The sequence below is a fragment of the Pseudoruegeria aquimaris genome, from assembly GCF_900172235.1.
Lineage (GTDB): Bacteria > Pseudomonadota > Alphaproteobacteria > Rhodobacterales > Rhodobacteraceae > Pseudoruegeria > Pseudoruegeria aquimaris.
The window spans coordinates 1-14,446 of sequence record NZ_FWFQ01000024.1; the positions used below are offsets into that span (position 1 = coordinate 1).

The 14,446-nt window shown below is 68.7% G+C and carries 18 protein-coding genes; 10 read left to right on the plus strand and 8 right to left on the minus strand.

The annotated features are described in order from the left end of the window. Positions 1-413 precede the first annotated feature (413 nt). The 4 genes from metG to PSA7680_RS14710 all read right to left on the minus strand — a co-directional run bounded on the left by metG (position 414) and on the right by PSA7680_RS14710 (position 4,820). Positions 414-2,132 (minus strand): methionine--tRNA ligase, encoded by a 1,719-nt coding sequence (metG, locus tag PSA7680_RS14695; protein WP_085869483.1) that lies wholly within the window; start codon positions 2,130-2,132, stop codon positions 414-416. Between the two features lie 64 nt (positions 2,133-2,196). Next, the gene (locus tag PSA7680_RS14700; protein ID WP_085869484.1) at positions 2,197-3,441 is read right to left on the minus strand and encodes an MFS transporter; all 1,245 of its coding nucleotides are present in this window, start codon (positions 3,439-3,441) and stop codon (positions 2,197-2,199) included. A 120-nt stretch (positions 3,442-3,561) separates the two neighbouring features. Then, complete coding sequence (locus PSA7680_RS14705; RefSeq protein WP_085869485.1) at positions 3,562-4,143, minus strand: YceI family protein; 582 nt, start codon at positions 4,141-4,143, stop codon at positions 3,562-3,564. 74 nt (positions 4,144-4,217) lie between these two features. Further along, entirely contained in the window at positions 4,218-4,820 is a 603-nt protein-coding gene (locus PSA7680_RS14710; RefSeq protein ID WP_085869486.1) for an ImuA family protein, read from the minus strand. A 121-nt stretch (positions 4,821-4,941) separates the two neighbouring features. On the opposite strand from PSA7680_RS14710, the gene PSA7680_RS14715 reads away from it, so the two are divergent. Together PSA7680_RS14715 and PSA7680_RS14720 are read left to right on the plus strand one after the other, a co-directional pair. Next, a complete protein-coding gene (locus PSA7680_RS14715; RefSeq protein WP_085869487.1) occupies positions 4,942-5,988 on the plus strand; it encodes an aldo/keto reductase in 1,047 nt (348 codons plus the stop codon). Beyond that, positions 5,988-6,482 (plus strand): 3-hydroxyacyl-CoA dehydrogenase NAD-binding domain-containing protein, encoded by a 495-nt coding sequence (locus tag PSA7680_RS14720; RefSeq protein ID WP_085869488.1) that lies wholly within the window; start codon positions 5,988-5,990, stop codon positions 6,480-6,482. Before PSA7680_RS14715 ends, PSA7680_RS14720 begins: the two co-directional genes overlap by 1 nt. A 7-nt stretch (positions 6,483-6,489) precedes the next feature. On the opposite strand, the gene PSA7680_RS14725 is transcribed toward PSA7680_RS14720, so the two are convergent. Next, complete coding sequence (locus PSA7680_RS14725; protein WP_085869489.1) at positions 6,490-7,347, minus strand: helix-turn-helix domain-containing protein; 858 nt, start codon at positions 7,345-7,347, stop codon at positions 6,490-6,492. Between the two features lie 127 nt (positions 7,348-7,474). Here PSA7680_RS14725 and PSA7680_RS14730 point away from each other — a divergent pair, with 127 nt between their 5' ends. Genes PSA7680_RS14730 through PSA7680_RS14740 form a run of 3 tightly spaced genes read left to right on the plus strand, consistent with a single transcriptional unit; the run spans position 7,475 to position 9,544 of the window. Beyond that, positions 7,475-7,693, plus strand: a complete 219-nt coding sequence (locus tag PSA7680_RS14730) for a DUF2061 domain-containing protein (protein WP_085869490.1) — start codon at positions 7,475-7,477, stop codon at positions 7,691-7,693. Continuing rightward, complete coding sequence (locus tag PSA7680_RS14735; RefSeq protein WP_085869491.1) at positions 7,686-8,600, plus strand: fatty acid desaturase; 915 nt, start codon at positions 7,686-7,688, stop codon at positions 8,598-8,600. Before PSA7680_RS14730 ends, PSA7680_RS14735 begins: the two co-directional genes overlap by 8 nt. 38 nt (positions 8,601-8,638) lie before the next feature. Continuing rightward, on the plus strand, positions 8,639-9,544 hold the full coding sequence (locus PSA7680_RS14740) for a DMT family transporter (protein ID WP_085869492.1): 906 nt from the start codon (positions 8,639-8,641) through the stop codon (positions 9,542-9,544). Here PSA7680_RS14740 and PSA7680_RS14745 read toward each other — a convergent pair. Continuing rightward, positions 9,528-10,229, minus strand: a complete 702-nt coding sequence (locus PSA7680_RS14745) for an NUDIX hydrolase (protein WP_085869493.1) — start codon at positions 10,227-10,229, stop codon at positions 9,528-9,530. The genes PSA7680_RS14740 and PSA7680_RS14745 overlap by 17 nt on opposite strands. A 34-nt stretch (positions 10,230-10,263) precedes the next feature. Then, positions 10,264-10,650 (minus strand): DUF983 domain-containing protein, encoded by a 387-nt coding sequence (locus PSA7680_RS14750; RefSeq protein WP_085869494.1) that lies wholly within the window; start codon positions 10,648-10,650, stop codon positions 10,264-10,266. Positions 10,651-10,877: 227 nt separating this feature from the next. Between PSA7680_RS14750 and PSA7680_RS14755 the strand changes: the two genes are divergently transcribed. The 4 genes from PSA7680_RS14755 to PSA7680_RS14770 all read left to right on the plus strand — a co-directional run bounded on the left by PSA7680_RS14755 (position 10,878) and on the right by PSA7680_RS14770 (position 12,963). Next, positions 10,878-11,402, plus strand: a complete 525-nt coding sequence (locus tag PSA7680_RS14755) for an EF-hand domain-containing protein (RefSeq protein ID WP_085869495.1) — start codon at positions 10,878-10,880, stop codon at positions 11,400-11,402. Positions 11,403-11,507: 105 nt separating this feature from the next. Continuing rightward, positions 11,508-12,092, plus strand: a complete 585-nt coding sequence (locus PSA7680_RS14760) for an RNA polymerase sigma factor (protein WP_085869496.1) — start codon at positions 11,508-11,510, stop codon at positions 12,090-12,092. Next, positions 12,085-12,453, plus strand: a complete 369-nt coding sequence (locus PSA7680_RS14765; RefSeq protein WP_139838680.1) for a hypothetical protein — start codon at positions 12,085-12,087, stop codon at positions 12,451-12,453. The genes PSA7680_RS14760 and PSA7680_RS14765 overlap by 8 nt, the downstream gene beginning before the upstream one ends. A 3-nt stretch (positions 12,454-12,456) precedes the next feature. Beyond that, on the plus strand, positions 12,457-12,963 hold the full coding sequence (locus PSA7680_RS14770) for a periplasmic heavy metal sensor (RefSeq protein WP_085869498.1): 507 nt from the start codon (positions 12,457-12,459) through the stop codon (positions 12,961-12,963). Between the two features lie 226 nt (positions 12,964-13,189). On the opposite strand, the gene PSA7680_RS14775 is transcribed toward PSA7680_RS14770, so the two are convergent. Next, positions 13,190-14,074, minus strand: a complete 885-nt coding sequence (locus PSA7680_RS14775; RefSeq protein ID WP_139838681.1) for a response regulator transcription factor family protein — start codon at positions 14,072-14,074, stop codon at positions 13,190-13,192. 89 nt (positions 14,075-14,163) lie between these two features. Here PSA7680_RS14775 and PSA7680_RS14780 point away from each other — a divergent pair, with 89 nt between their 5' ends. Continuing rightward, positions 14,164-14,442 (plus strand): DUF3572 domain-containing protein, encoded by a 279-nt coding sequence (locus PSA7680_RS14780; protein WP_085869500.1) that lies wholly within the window; start codon positions 14,164-14,166, stop codon positions 14,440-14,442. Positions 14,443-14,446 lie beyond the last annotated feature (4 nt).

Genomic DNA, 14,446 nt, shown 5'->3' on the forward strand with positions numbered 1-14,446 from the left:
ACAGCGGCGAGATCACCGCCCATTCCGCATCGCTCACATCGTGTCTGCCCGTCATGCTCACCTCCGTTTCCGAAAGTGAATCATCACACCGCCAAAAACGGAATCCCGTTTATGAGTTCACGACCTAGCCGCAACGCGGTGCGCCCAGCGGCTTACGACGCGTTGTTTTTGAGCCGGCCACGGGCCGTTCCGAACGGCGCGCCGGGGGCACGCGGAAAGGTGCAAGGCCCGGCGGCCTATCGGGCGCGGGCATCAGGCCGCTTCCGGGCAAAAAGCCTTCGGCCTTCATGCCTTGAACCTTCAGGCAAGGCAGCCTGAAAGAATTCGGGGCTGCCCGGTGGGCAGCCCTTTCACCTCGGTGGAGCTTTGGTCGTCGTGAGCGCCGCCGCAGGGGCTCCGCCGCAGCGGTGAGCCTAGCTGCGCTGGCCGGCGAACCGCGTCTGCCAGTCTTCCCGCTCTTCGTCGGAAATCTTGCGGAACATCACGTCCGGCACGGTGAAACCGTGTCCGGCGGGCAGGGCGTCCAGCGCCTCCGCGATGGGGCCAGGCCAGCTTGCCTCCTCGGTCTTCATCGCTTCCAGCATCTTCGCGGCGGCATCGGGGATGAAGGGAGCCGAAAGGATCGCGTAGAGGCGGATCAGGTTCAGAGACAGGCGCACGATGGCGGCCGCGGCCTCGGGATCCGTCTTGAACCGGGCCCAGGGCTCGGCCGATTGAAGATATTCGTTGCCGAGCACCCAGATCGCCCGCAGCTCCGCGGCCGCCTTGCGTACTTCCATGGCTTCCATGAAGCCTTCGTAGGCCCGCACGCGCGTTTCCAGATCGGCGATCAGCCGCTCTTCCGCCGCGCCGTAGCTGCCGCCTTCCGGCACGGTTTCGCCGAATTTCGAGCGGCAGAACTTGGTGACGCGCGAGACGAAATTGCCGAGCACGTCGGCCAGATCCTTGTTCACCGAGGCCTGGAAGTTCTCCCAGGTGAATTCGCTGTCGGAGTTCTCCGGCGCATGGCTCAGCAGCCACCAGCGCCAGTAGTCCGCCGGCAGGATCTCCAGCGCCTGGTCCATGAACACGCCGCGCCCCTGGCTGGTGGAGAACTGGCCGCCGTCATAGTTCAGGTAGTTGAACGACTTGATGTAATCCACGAGCTTCCAGGGCTCGCCCGACCCCATGATCGTGGCCGGGAAGGAGAGCGTGTGGAAGGGCACGTTGTCCTTGCCCATGAACTGCACGTAGCGCACGTCATCGGCGCCCTTGTCGGTGCGCCACCAGCGCTCCCAGTCGGCGTCCGTCTTGCCGTTGGCATCGGCCCATTCGGCGGTGCCGGCGATGTATTCGATCGGCGCGTCGAACCAGACGTAGAAGACCTTGCCCTCCATGCCCGGCCAATCCTCGGTGCCCTTCTTCACCGGCACGCCCCAGCTCAGATCGCGGGTGATGCCGCGATCCTGCAGCCCGTCGCCGTCGTGCAGCCACTTCTTGGCGATGGAGGTGGTGAGCACCGGCCAGTCGGTCTTGCTGTCGATCCAGGCATCCAGCTTGTCCTTCAGCGCGGACTGGCGCAGGTAGAGGTGCTTGGTTTCGCGCACTTCCAGATCGGTGGAGCCGGAAATCGCGGAGCGGGGCTCGATCAGGTCGGTCGGATCCAGCTGCTTGGTGCAGTTCTCGCACTGGTCGCCGCGGGCCTTGTCATAGCCGCAGTTGGGGCAGGTGCCCTCGATGTAGCGATCCGGCAGGAAGCGGCCGTCGGCGTTGGAGTAGACCTGCTTTTCGCTGACTTCCTCGATGTAGCCGTTCTCGGCGAGCTTGCCGGCGAAATGCTGGGTCAGCACGCGGTTGCGCTCCGAGGAAGAGCGGCCGAAGTGATCGAAGGAGAGCCGGAAGCCCCGCGCGATCTCGGCCTGCACCGCGTGCATCTCGGCGCAGAATTCGTCCACGGGTTTGCCGGCCTTGGCGGCGGCCAGTTCTGCCGGGGTGCCGTGTTCGTCGGTGGCGCAGATGAACATGACCTCGTTGCCGCGCTGGCGCATGTAGCGCGCGTAGAGATCGGCCGGCAGCTGCGAGCCGACGAGATTGCCCAGGTGTTTGATCCCGTTGATGTAGGGGATCGCCGAGGTGATGAGAATCCGTGCCATGCGGGAAGCGCCTCTGTTTTCTGTCCGCGCCCCCTTTAGCGCAAGCCTTGCGCGGTTGCCAGCGTCAGTCTTCGCGGCGGCCCCGGCCCGGCCTGTCGCGCTCGCGGCCGAGCAGACGGCCGATGGTGAAGGAGGTGCGCGGCGCGTAGACGTAGCGCGTGCGCGCCTGCACCGTGGGGCGTGCGCGCATCCGGCCGAGGCCGAAGACGATGAGCACCACGTGGCCGAAGGCGATGAAGGCAAAGAGCGCCGAGGCGCCGAAGCGCTCGATCAGGGCCGAAGTGACGACGGGGCTGGCGATGGCGCCCAGGGCGAAAAGGAACATCAGCGCGGCCGAAAGCTCCACCCGCTCGTGGCTTTCGGCGAAGTCGTGGGCATGGGCCGCCGCGACGGAAAAGATCGGGAAGGTGGTGAAGCCGAAGAAGGCGGCCGAGGCCATGATGACGCCGGTGCTGCCGGTGCCCAGCGTGACCGTCGTGACACAGGAAAGGGTGGCGGCCACCGACAGCCAGATCAGCACCCAGCGGCGGTCGAACTTGTCGGCCAGCCAGCCCACCGGATACTGCGCCAGCGCGCCGCCGGCGACGAAGGCGGCGAGGAACAGGCCGATCTGATCGGCGCGCAGCCCCACCTCCTGCCCGTAGACCGGGCCGACCATGCGGAAGGCGGCGCTGGTGAGCCCGGCCACGATCACCCCGGCGGCGGCGAGCGGGGAGCGCCGCACCGCGATCATCGGGCGCAGGCGCGGGGCCTGCGGCGTTTCGGGGGGCTTGCTCGTGGTCAGGGCCAGCGGCATCAGCGAGGCGCAGCAGATGATGGCCAGCAGGTTGTAGGAGATGAAGCTCGCCGGTTCGAGGAAGGCGATGAGCAGCTGCGCCACGAGCGAGGCGCCCATGTCCACCACGCGGTACATGCCCATGGTGCGGCCCCGGCTTTCGTTGGTGACCTTGGCGTTGAGCCAGCTTTCGATCACCGTGTAGCAGCCGGCCACGCACATGCCCGAGGCCACGCGCATCACCGCCCAGGCCATCGGGTCCACGATCATCATGTGGCTCATCAGGCCGATCGCCCCGGCGGCGGCGAAGGCGGCGAAGGCGCGGGAAGGGCCCACGCTGCCCATCAGGCGCGGCGCCCACCAGCAGCCCACGAAGAATCCGAGGAAATGTGCCGAGCCGAGGAAGCCCACCTGCGCCGGGGTGAAATCGAGCGCCAGGCCCGAGAGCGCGTCCAGCGGGCCGACACCACCGGAGGACAGTTGCAGGAACACGACGGAAAGCAGCAGGGCGGCGAATGAGATCATGAGGCGCATGGCGCGGCGGGCTTTCCGTTGGGCAGGGGCAGGCTAGCACGGCGCGGGCGGCCGTCTTGTCCGAACTCGACATCGCATGTCGGGATTGGGCGCAGGGTTTTCGTGCGGGGGCAGCCGGCCTCAGGGCGCGCGCAGGATGCGGGCGCGGATGGAGAGATCGATCGGATCCTGCACGAACTGCGGGAAACCGCCCGCGCCGAAGGCCGAGCGGCTGATGCGGCCGGTGAGCAGGATCGTCAGCCTGCTGAGATCGCCCGCGTCCTGCCCGCGCTGGCGGTAGAGCCGGGCCTGCAGCGTGACCGGTCGGGTGACGCCCCGGATCGTCAGATCGCCCGTCATCGTGGCGCGCGCCGGGCTGCCCGAGATCTCGCGGCTGGTGAAGGTGATCGTGGGGTGGTTCGCCACGTCGAGCACCTGCCCGCCGCGCATCGCCTCGGTGGCGAAGGGCAGGCTGGCATCGGCCTGTGCCGGCAGCAGCGTCACCGAGACTTCCGAACGGCTCACGTCGTCGAAATCGATGCGGATGCGCGCATCCTGCACGGGCATCCGGCCGCGCACCCGTTCGGCGTTCAGGTAGTAGCTGAAGCCCACGGTCGAGGCCTCCGGCTGCAACTGGTAGGCCACGGGTTTCGCCGCGGTGGCGGGCGCGGTGGCCCCGGCGAGAAGCAGGGCGCAGATCAGGGTGCACAAAAGCCGTTTCATGGGAAGGAGAATAGGCCGCCCCGGCGCCGCCGGGGTTCACGTTTTCGGGATGATGGCCGGGGCAGGGCGAGCGGTCAGGCCGCGCAGGGCGCAATGGCGAAGCCGCGGTCGCGGGGGGTGACGTGCCAGCTTTTCGGGGGCGCGGTGCGGGCCCGGCTGCGGGTCAGCCGCCAGCGTTCCTGCGCGCCGCCGTGATCGCAGGTGAACTGCCAGCGGCTTTCCACCCCCTGCGCACCGCCCTCGCCGGGGGTGAGCAAAAGGCCGAGCGGGGCGAAGCGGCCCTCCTGCGCACCGGTCTCGGCGGCAAGATGCAGCCGCCGGACGGGGGTGAGGGGCGGCGGCGCCGGCAGATCGGCCACCACCAGCGGGAGCGCGCCCGAGCGCAGCGCTTCCTCCATCGCCCAGAGCAGATCCTCCGGGCGGCGCGGGCTGGCGAAGAGGAAGCGGCCGGGCGCGGCGAAGCGCACCATCCCCTGCCCGTGCAGGGCGTCGGGCAGCCAGGCGGGCCGGATCCAGAGCACCGGCCCCTCCTGCGCGCCGGCGAGAATCATCGCCAGCGTGTGGCGGGCATTTCCGCAGAACTCGTGGCAGCGCGCCTTGGCAAGGCGCAGATCCGCCAGAAGCGGGGCTTCGGCGGCCGGGCGGTGGGGTTTCTGGCTCAGAATCGCGGCTGTCATGGGCGGAGATGCTACCATGTTCACTTTATGTTCTCAATCTTCTCGCGCCGTCCAAACTCTGGGCTTGCGATTCGCGCCCCGGTGGTTAGCCTCCCTCCTGATTTCCAAAAAGGGCGGCAATATGCGCAAGTTAACCCTGGGTCGCACGGACCTGTCGGTATCCGAACTCTGTTTGGGCTCCATGACGTGGGGCACGCAGAACACGCTGGAAGAGGCCTTCGCCCAGATCGACATGGCGCTCGATCGGGGGGTGAACTTCATCGATACCGCGGAGATGTATCCGGTGAACCCCGTGCGCGCCGAAACCGTAGGCCGCACCGAGAGCTACATCGGCGAGTGGATCGCGCGCTCGGGCCGCCGCGGCGAGGTGGTGATCGCCACCAAGCACTCCGGGCTGAACGAGCGTTTCGTGCGCCCCGGGCAGCCGATCACCGGCGAGACGATGCACGCCAGCGTCGATGCCTCGCTGAAGCGGCTGCAGACGGATTGCATCGATCTCTACCAGCTGCACTGGCCCAACCGCGGCTCCTACCATTTCCGCCAGATCTGGGATTATGACCCGTCCGGGCAGGATCGCGCCGCCACCATCGCCAACATGGTCGATGTGCTGGAGGCCATGAGTGCCTTGCAGAAGGCGGGCAAGGTGCGCCACTTCGGCCTGTCCAACGAAAGCGCATGGGGCACGACGCAATGGCTCGTGCAGGCCGAGGCGATGGGCGCGCCGCGCATGGAGACGATCCAGAACGAATATTCGCTGCTGTGCCGCCAGTTCGACAGCGATCTCGCCGAGATGAGCGTCAACGAGGACGTGACGCTGCTGGCCTTCTCGCCGCTGGCCACGGGGCTGCTGACGGGCAAGTACCAAGGCGGCAAGACGGTGCCCGAGGGCTCCCGCATGGCGCTCAACGGCGATCTCGGCGGCCGCGTGACGGAGCGGGTCTGGCCCGCGGTCGATGCCTATCTCGCGATTGCCCGCAAACACGGGCTGGACCCTTCGCAGATGGCCATCGCCTGGTGCCGGACGCGCCCTTTCAAGACGATCCCGATCTTCGGCGCGACGACGCTTGCGCAGCTGGAGGTGGCCCTGGGCGCGGCCGATGTTGTTTTGAGTGACGAGGTTTTGCAGGAGATCAGCAGCGCGCATCGCGCCCATCCGATGCCCTACTGATGCGCCACGAGACGCAGCATACCGCCTCCGTTCTGGGCTGCGGCGCCGCCGGGCGGCTCTGGGCCCGGCGCTTTCTCGAATCCGGCTGGAACGTGATCCTCTTCGATCCCGACCCGGACCGCAGCGCCGCCCTGCGGGCGGAGCTCTCCGGCCTCGGCGGCCGGCTGACGACGGCGCCGACGATCTCGGGCGCGGTGGCGCAGGCCAGCTGGATCCAGGATTGCGTGCCCGACAGGCTGCCCCTGAAACGGGCACTCTACCAGCGCGTGCAGGGCCACTGCCGCCCCGACGCGCTTGTCTGCAGTTGCAGCCGCTGCTTCAAGCTCGAACAGATCCGCCGCTGCGCCATGCGGCCCCGGCAGATCCTGCGGGTCACGCTCTGCGAAGAGACGATGACCCCGGTGGTGGACGAAAGCCCCTCCGCCGATCCCGACCTGCGCGCCCGTGCCGAGGCCCTGCTGCGCCGGGCCGAGCCGCTGCCCGCGCACGCCTGAGCCCCGGCTACAGCGCGCGTTCCAACGCTTCGAGGTAGGCGGGGATATCGCGGGAGTCCACCGTTGCTTCGCGCACCAGCCAATCGAAATGGCGGGTGATGGCCTGCACGCGCTCGGTGTCGCGGAAGGCGATGTAGTTGCGCCCGAGGTAGATCACCGCCAGCAGCGGGCCGAACACGGTGATCGGCGCGGAATAGAGCCGGCGGGCATCGAAGAGCACGATCCGCAGCGTCGGATAGAGCTGATCGTAGAGCGTCAGCAGGTGGCGCAGCTGGGCCGCGCGCAGCTCCCGGCCGAGGCCCGTGTAATAGCCCTCTCCGCGCGCGAAGGACTCGATCTCGTGGCGGGGCAGGGCGATCTCGTAGTCCGAACGCGCCTCCCGCATCCAGCGCAGCCGGTCCTCCATCGCCCCGATGGCCTGATCGGTGGTGCGCCCGAGCTGCGGCGTGTATTCCCAGCTCAGAATGTCGCGCGTCTTCAGCATGTCCGGCAGCGTGGCGGGCACGTGGCGGATCTTGTAGCCCGCGGCCTCCTGGTGCCAGGCGAAGATCTCGTCGTCCACCAGCGCGCGGGGGGCTTCCGTCATGGTCAGCGCGTTGGCCATCAGCTCCGCGGCGCGTTCGGGGCGGTTGGTGAGCCCGAGCAGCCAGTCGGCGGAGACGCCGAGATGCGCGGCGCATTCGGCGGCGAGCTGGGCATTGGGCAGGCGCGCCGTCTGCGAGGTGAGGATCTGCGAAATCGTCGAACGGTCCACGCCCACCGCGCGCGAGAGCGCACTGCGGTTGCTGCCGCGCTCCTGCATCGCCTGCATCAGCCGCTCGCGAAACAGGGCGGCGCGGTCGCGTTTGTCGATTTTGGAAATCATTGTTTAATTTTATCACCATTGTGGGAAAAACTATTTGCACATCCGCAATACCCGCCGCGCCGCCCCGTGGCTAGGAAAAACCTGGATTTCAAGACCGCCGGGCAGGCGGTGCAAACGCGGGGCAGGCATGGAAACGGCAAGGCGGACACTGGTGAAGGCGGTGCTGTGGCAGGCGACGGGGATCGTCAGCACGGTGCTCATCGGGCTGCTGCTCACCGGGTCCGCCGCGATCGGCGGCAAGATCGCCGCCCTCAACGCCGCGCTCGGCTTCGTGCTCTACGCGCTCTACGAGCGGATCTGGGCCCGCGTGCGCTGGGGGCGTGGCGGGGAGACGGCCGATGGCTGAGCCGCGGCGCAGGCACGCCGGCGTGGAATGGATCACGCTGGCCACGCTCGCGGGCTGCTACGGCACCTGGGCGCTGGCGGTGTTCTGGCTGTCGGGGATCAGCCTGCCGGCCGGCGTTCTGCTGGCTGCGGTGGCCATCGCGCTGCATTCCTCGCTGCAACACGAGGCGCTGCACGGGCACCCTTTCCGCTCCGAGCGGCTGAACGCGGCGCTCGTCTATCCGGCGATCGGGCTCTTCGTGCCCTACGGCAGGTTTCGCGACACCCATCTCGCCCATCACCGGGATGCGGCGCTCACCGATCCCTACGACGACCCTGAGTCCAACTACCTTGCCGCGGAGGCCTGGGGGCGGCTCTGCGGGCTGCGGCGCGCCCTGTTCACGGTGAACAACACGCTTCTGGGCCGGATGCTGATCGGCCCGGCGCTCGGGCAGGCCTGCTTCATGCTCCGCGATCTGCGCGCCTGGCGCTCCGGGCAGCCCGGCATCGCCCCGGCCTGGGCCGGCCACGCGGTTTCGGCCGTTGCCGTGCTCTGGTGCGTCGCCCAGTTTTCGCCGATGCCGCTCTGGGCCTACGGGCTTGCCGCCTACGGCGGGCTCTCGATTCTGAAGATCCGCACCTTCCTCGAACATCAGGCCCATGAGAAGGCCCGCGCGCGCACGGTGATCATCGAGGATCGCGGCCTGCTGGCCTTCCTCTTCCTCAACAACAACCTGCACGTCGTGCACCACATGCACCCGCGCGTGGCCTGGTATCACCTGCCCGCGCTCTACCGGAAGCACCGCGCCCACTACCTGCGCGTCAACGAGGGCTACCGTTACGCAAGCTATGCCGAAGTGTTGCGCCGTTACCTCCTGCGGCGCAAAGATCCGGTGATCCACCCGCTGATCGGACATCCGGGCGAATAGCGCTTCGCGATCGCCGTGCCTTGGGGTAACCGCAGGGCATGGACCTCTGGATACCCATCACGATCGGCGCCGCCCTGGCGCAGAACCTGCGCTTCATGCTGCAGAAGCACCTGAAGGGCGGCGCGCTCTCCACCGGCGGGGCGACCTTCTCACGCTTTCTCTTCTCCGCGCCGCTGGTTGCGCTCCTGCTGCTGTCCTACGCGGCGCTCACGGGGCAGGCACTGCCCGAGCCCGGAGGCCGGTTCTGGCTCTTCGCCCTCGCCGGGGGGCTGGCGCAGGTGCTGGCCACGATGTGCGTCGTGGCGCTGTTCGCGGAACGCAATTTCGCCGTGGGCATCACCTTCAAGAAAACCGAAGTGCTGCAGACCGCGCTGCTGGGTTTCGTCGTGCTGGGCGAGGGCGTCTCGATCGGGGCGCTCTGCGCCATGCTTCTGGGCTTCGTGGCCGTCGTCCTGCTGGCCGATCCGCCCAAGGCGGCGGGGCAGGGAGGGTGGCGGCGCTACCTGAACCGGGCCACCGGGTTGGGCGTGCTTTCCGGCATCCTGTTTGCCTGCTCGGCAGTGGGCTACCGCGGGGCCTCGCTTTCGCTGGGGGATCTTGATTTCTTCCTGCGCTCGGTGTTCACGCTGTCCTGCGTGACGGCGGCCCAGACCGTCGGCATGGCGCTCTGGCTGCGGTTGCGCGAGCGCGGAGAGATCGGCCGCGTGCTGGCGAACTGGCGGGTGGCGGCGCTCGTCGGGGTCACCTCGATGCTCGGATCGCTGGGCTGGTTCACCGCCTTCACCCTGCAGAATGCCTCCTACGTGAAGGCGCTGGGCCAGATCGAGCTGATCTTCAGCTTCCTGGCGACGGTCTTCGTGTTCCGCGAACGCACCACGGGGAGGGAGGTGCTGGCCATGGTGCTGCTGACGGCCAGCATCCTGCTGCTCATCCTGTGGAAGTGAGCGGCGAGCGCCCGCCGAGCCGCAGGAAGAGGGACTCTTCGTCGTCATTGCGGAAGAAGGGCACCGTCTCGGGCATCCGGCCACTGCGCAACGCCTTCGTGAGCTCGGCCAGAACGACCTCGGTGATGAAGGGCAGATCGTAGCTGCGCGCTTCGGCCAGGGGCACCCAGTGCAGGTGCGACAGCTCGTCGGAGGCACGGGAGAAATCGTCCGGGTCGCTGCGCAGGGCCTCGGCGCGCGCCACGAAGAAACGGGCGTCGAAGCGGCGCGGGCGGCCGGGCGGGGTGATGGCGCGGAAGAAGAAATGCAGCCCCTCGGGCGAGGGGCGGTGGCCGGTGGCCGCGTAGGCCTTCCAATCCTCGGGCACCTCCGGGGTGGGCCAGGGGCCGGGCTCGCCGAGGATCTGGCCGGTTTCTTCCCACAGCTCGCGGATGGCGGCCACGTAGAGCGCATTGACGAGGGCGGGGTCGCTCTCTTCGCGCAGCCGCGCCGCGCAACCCCGCGGCGGCGCGCCGGCCAGCGGCACGGCGGCATCGGCGGCATCCACCGCACCGCCGGGGAAGACGAACTTGTTGGGCATGAAGGCCGCACCGGCGCCACGCTGGCCCATCAGCACCTGCGGCCCGTGCGCACCGTCGCGCACGAGGATCACCGTTGCGGCGTTGCGGATGGCTGATTTGTCCATGTGCCCGATCTCCCGAGGGTGCCGCCGCCCCGGATCAGGACTTGCCGAACCCGTGCATGCGCTTGGCCCACTGGATGCCGACGAGCGCCCCCTTGAGCCGGGGCAGAAGATACAGCGAGAGGGCGACGCATCCAATCGAAAGAAGCACCGCCATGATCAGCGGATCGGGCCGGTAGTGGGTGTAGGCCACCAGAATGACCGGCGCGAGGATGTGGCCGACGATGAGGATCGTCAGGTAGGCGGGCCCGTCGTCCGCGCGCTGGTGGTGCAGTTCCTCCTGGCAGGAGGGGCAGGTGTCGCGCACCTTGAGATAGCCTTCGAAGAGAGGCCCGGCGCCGCAGTTCGGGCATTTCCGGCGCCAGCCGCGCAGCATCGCCTGCCGCATCGGACGATCTTCCGCCAGCATCGTTGCGTCTGTCATGTCGTGTTCCCGCTCTCGCATCTGAGCCCTGCAAAATAAGCTTCGGGGCGGCGGCTGGAAGCAGGCGATTTGCCGTTGCGGCTCCATGTCGCAACGGGTGCGGGGCTGGCGCGGGCAAAAAAAATTGCCGCCCCGGCGACGGAACCCGGCGCAGCGGTCGTTTGAACTTGTGAACGCGGCAGACACAGGCCGCGTCGTGAAGACCACCACATAGGAAGGACTACAGGATGAAACGCTCCCAACTGATCGCCGGCGCTACCGCCATGGCCGTTCTCGCCACCGCTTTTGGCGCTGCGTCCGTCGCGGAAGCCAAACCCGGCAAGGGCGGGCACCGCGGCCACGGCCCGGAAATGACCTTCGAGCAGCTCGACGCAAACGGTGACGGCAAGATCACCGCCGAGGATCTCGCCGCCGCCAAGGCCGCGCGCTTCGCGGAAGCCGATACCAACGGTGACGGCGCCCTCTCCGCCGAAGAGCTTCAAGCACAGGCCGACGCCCGCCGGGCCGATCGCGTCGAGAAGATGATCGAACGCATGGATGCCAACGGCGACGGCGTGCTGTCGATGGAGGAAATGGAAGCCGGGCGCGGTGACCGTGGCGACCGTGGCGACCGCGGTGGACGGATGATCTCGCGCATGGACACCGACGGCGACGGCGCCGTTTCGGCCGAGGAATTCGAAGCCGCAAAGGCGAAGATGGCCGAGCGCCGCGGTGGCAAACGCCACGGCGAAGCCGATACGCGCAGCGAATAAACGCGGCGCCCCGGCTCGGGCGAGGTGCGGGGCGGCCCGCGCCCCGCCCCCGGCGAGGGCCCGGCGGATTGCCCCGGGCCTTCCAACGCGCTACGAAAAACGGGAATGGATATGCCGTTTGATGCCATGAGCGATGTGAGTGACGAGGCGCTTCTCGTGCTCTACGCCAACGGGGACCGTGCCGCCGCGCGGGCCTTGACGGTGCGGTTGACTCCGCGTGTTCTTGGTTATGCGACCCGGGTGCTGGCCGATGCGGCCGAGGCCGAAGACGTGGCGCAGGAAGCGATGTTGCGGCTTTGGCGGATCGCGCCCGAGTGGCGGCAGGGCGAGGCCAAGGTCTCGACCTGGCTCTACCGGGTGGTGGCCAACCTCTGCACCGACAGGCTGCGCAGGCGCCGGTCGGCGCCGCTGGAGGAGGCCGAGGAGCCCGTCGACGAGGCCCGCGACGCCGCCCGGCAGATGCAGGATGCCGCCCGCGCCCGCGCCCTGAGTGACGCGCTTGCGAGCCTGCCCGAGCGGCAGCGCGAGGCGGTCGTGCTGCGCCACCTCGAAGGGATGTCCAACCCGGAGATCGCCGAGGTGATGGACGTGAGCGTGGAGGCGGTGGAAAGCCTGACCGCGCGGGGAAAACGGGCTTTGGCGGCCAGGCTGGCCGCGCAGAAGGATGCATTGGGGTACGAAGATGACTGAACGCCGTGACATGGATGACGAACTGGATCTGTTCTTCGGCGCAGCCCGCGCGGCGGATGCGGTGCCGACGACCGATCTGCTGATGAGGATCGCGGCAGATGCGGATGCCGAGGCCGATGCGCGAGCCGCCGAGGCGCGGGCAGCTGCGCCGCGCGCGCCGCGGCGTGGCGTCTGGGCCGGGCTTCTGGCCGCCGTGGGCGGCTGGCCCGCGCTGGCCGGGGTGATGACGGCTTCGGCGGCGGGTTTCTGGATCGGATTCAGCGCCCCGGAACCCTTTGCCGACGGGGTTTCGTGGCTCAATGATACGGCATACGTGTCGGATTACCTCCCCAGCTACGAGCTGGCCACGGCACTGGAGTGACGGATGACGCAAGACGCTGACATCAAGACGGAAAAGCAGGGCGGTGCCTCGCGGTGGACGAAGATCCTGCTGGGGCTCTCCCTGAGCCTGAACGCGCTGGTCGTGGCGCTGGCGCTCGGGGCCTTCCTGTCGCCGGAGGGGCCGCGCAAGGGCCCGCCGCGTGTGAAGGACATCGGCGCGAACGCCCTGGTGCGGGCGCTGCCGGACGATCGCCAGAAGGCGCTGCGCGAGGCGTTGCGTGCGCGGATCGGCAAGGATCCGGTACGCGGCCACGCGGATCTGCGTGCCATGCAGCGGGAGATGCAGGCGGCGCTGCGGGCGGAGCCCTTCGACGTGGGCCGGCTCGACGAGATCATGCAGCAGACGGAAGCCCGCCGCGAGGCGCAGATCGCGATTGGCCGTGAGGTGTTCCTCGAGCAGATCAAGCAGATGAGCCCCGAGGAACGGCGCGCCTTCGCCGACCGCCTCGAAGAGCTCGGCCGGCGCGGGCCCGGAAAGCCGCGCCCCTGAGAATGCCACGCCCCTGAGGCAGGGCCGGGCCGCCACGGCACAACCGCGCCACCCCGGCAAAGGCCGCCCCGTTTGGGGCGGCTTGTTTCGTTGCGGGGGGCTCCGTGCAAGGAGGCCGGGGCTTTGGTGGCTTCGGCTTCGCCGGCTTTGGTTCCGGGCCTGCCGCAAGCGTGGTGCAAACGGGGGAGGCGCCGGGCCTCCCGGCCGCGTCCAGCGGGGCCGCGCTTCAGATTCCCGACACCGAGATGTAGTCGCCCCCGCCCGATGGGCGCAGCCCCTTCCGGGGCGCGTCGGGGCCGGCGGGCTCCGGCGAGGGGCCCTCGGCCAGGAACAGGCCGTGGCGTTCCCACGCCCGTTTGAGCCGCAGCAGAAGCTCCTGTTCCGGGGCAGCGGCATCCAGCACGTCGAGCGCGCCGCAGCGCAGGGCGAAACGCGCGCTTTCCCCGTAGGGCTGACGGGACACGAAGAGGAAGGCTCCCGACGCCGGCACGCGCCAGCCGGGGCCGTCGAGCACCAGCGACAGGCAGCCGGCCGGGGCCTCCGCCGTTTCGTGCAGGACGCCCGCGTGGGTGGTGAGCCTGCACATCATATCCATCGTCGCCCCCATGGGGCCGGGCGCGATCCAGAAGGCGGGCTTGCCGGCGAAGAGCCGCTCCGCCTCGCGCAGGCCCGATCCCGGCGCTCCCTCGGGCGCACCCCGGCCGCGGCGGCGGTGGATGTTGGCGATCCGGTCGAGCAGGTAGCCGGGCGAAACGGTATCCGGCAGCCAATCCTCCGCCCCCAGTTCCAGCGCCCTGCCGCGCAGTGCCGGATCGGCAGGGCCGACCACGAGCACCACGGGCATATGGGCGCTGCCCTGCGTATCCCCCTGAACGGAAGTCTTTTCCTGCCCCGGCTGCGGGCCGCGGGCCACGCCGGCCAGCAGCTTCCGCAGATCGGCCGCCTTGCCGACGTTGGCGATGACGATCTCGGCGCCGGCCTCCCTGCCGCAATCGGCGATGCGCCAGCGCGGGGCCAGTTCCACCACGTTGTGATTGCCGGCCGCCAGCGCCCCGCGCAGATCGCGCATCCGCGCGCCGCCGCCATCAATCAAGAGAATCCTGGAACACATGAACCCACCGAACCAAAATCGCGTTGTCAGAATGAAAGCGAGTCTCTATCGCTTTGGTTAAAAATCCGTGTTCAACCCTAGGGCGAAAAATGACACCTGACAATGCGCAAACCCTGGCCCTTCAGGCGCTGGGCTGGCTGGCCTCCAACGACGATCTTCTGCCGGTCTTCCTCGGGTCCAGCGGTGCATCGCTGGCGGATGTGAAGGCCCGGGCGGCGGAGCCGGAGTTCCTTGCCTCGGTGCTGGACTTCCTGCTGATGGACGATGCCTGGATCATCGCTTTCTGCACGGAGTGCGGCCAGCCCAACGAGGCCGTGCTTCAGGCACGCGCCGCGCTGCCCGGGGGCGGGCAGGTGCATTGGACCTGATCCA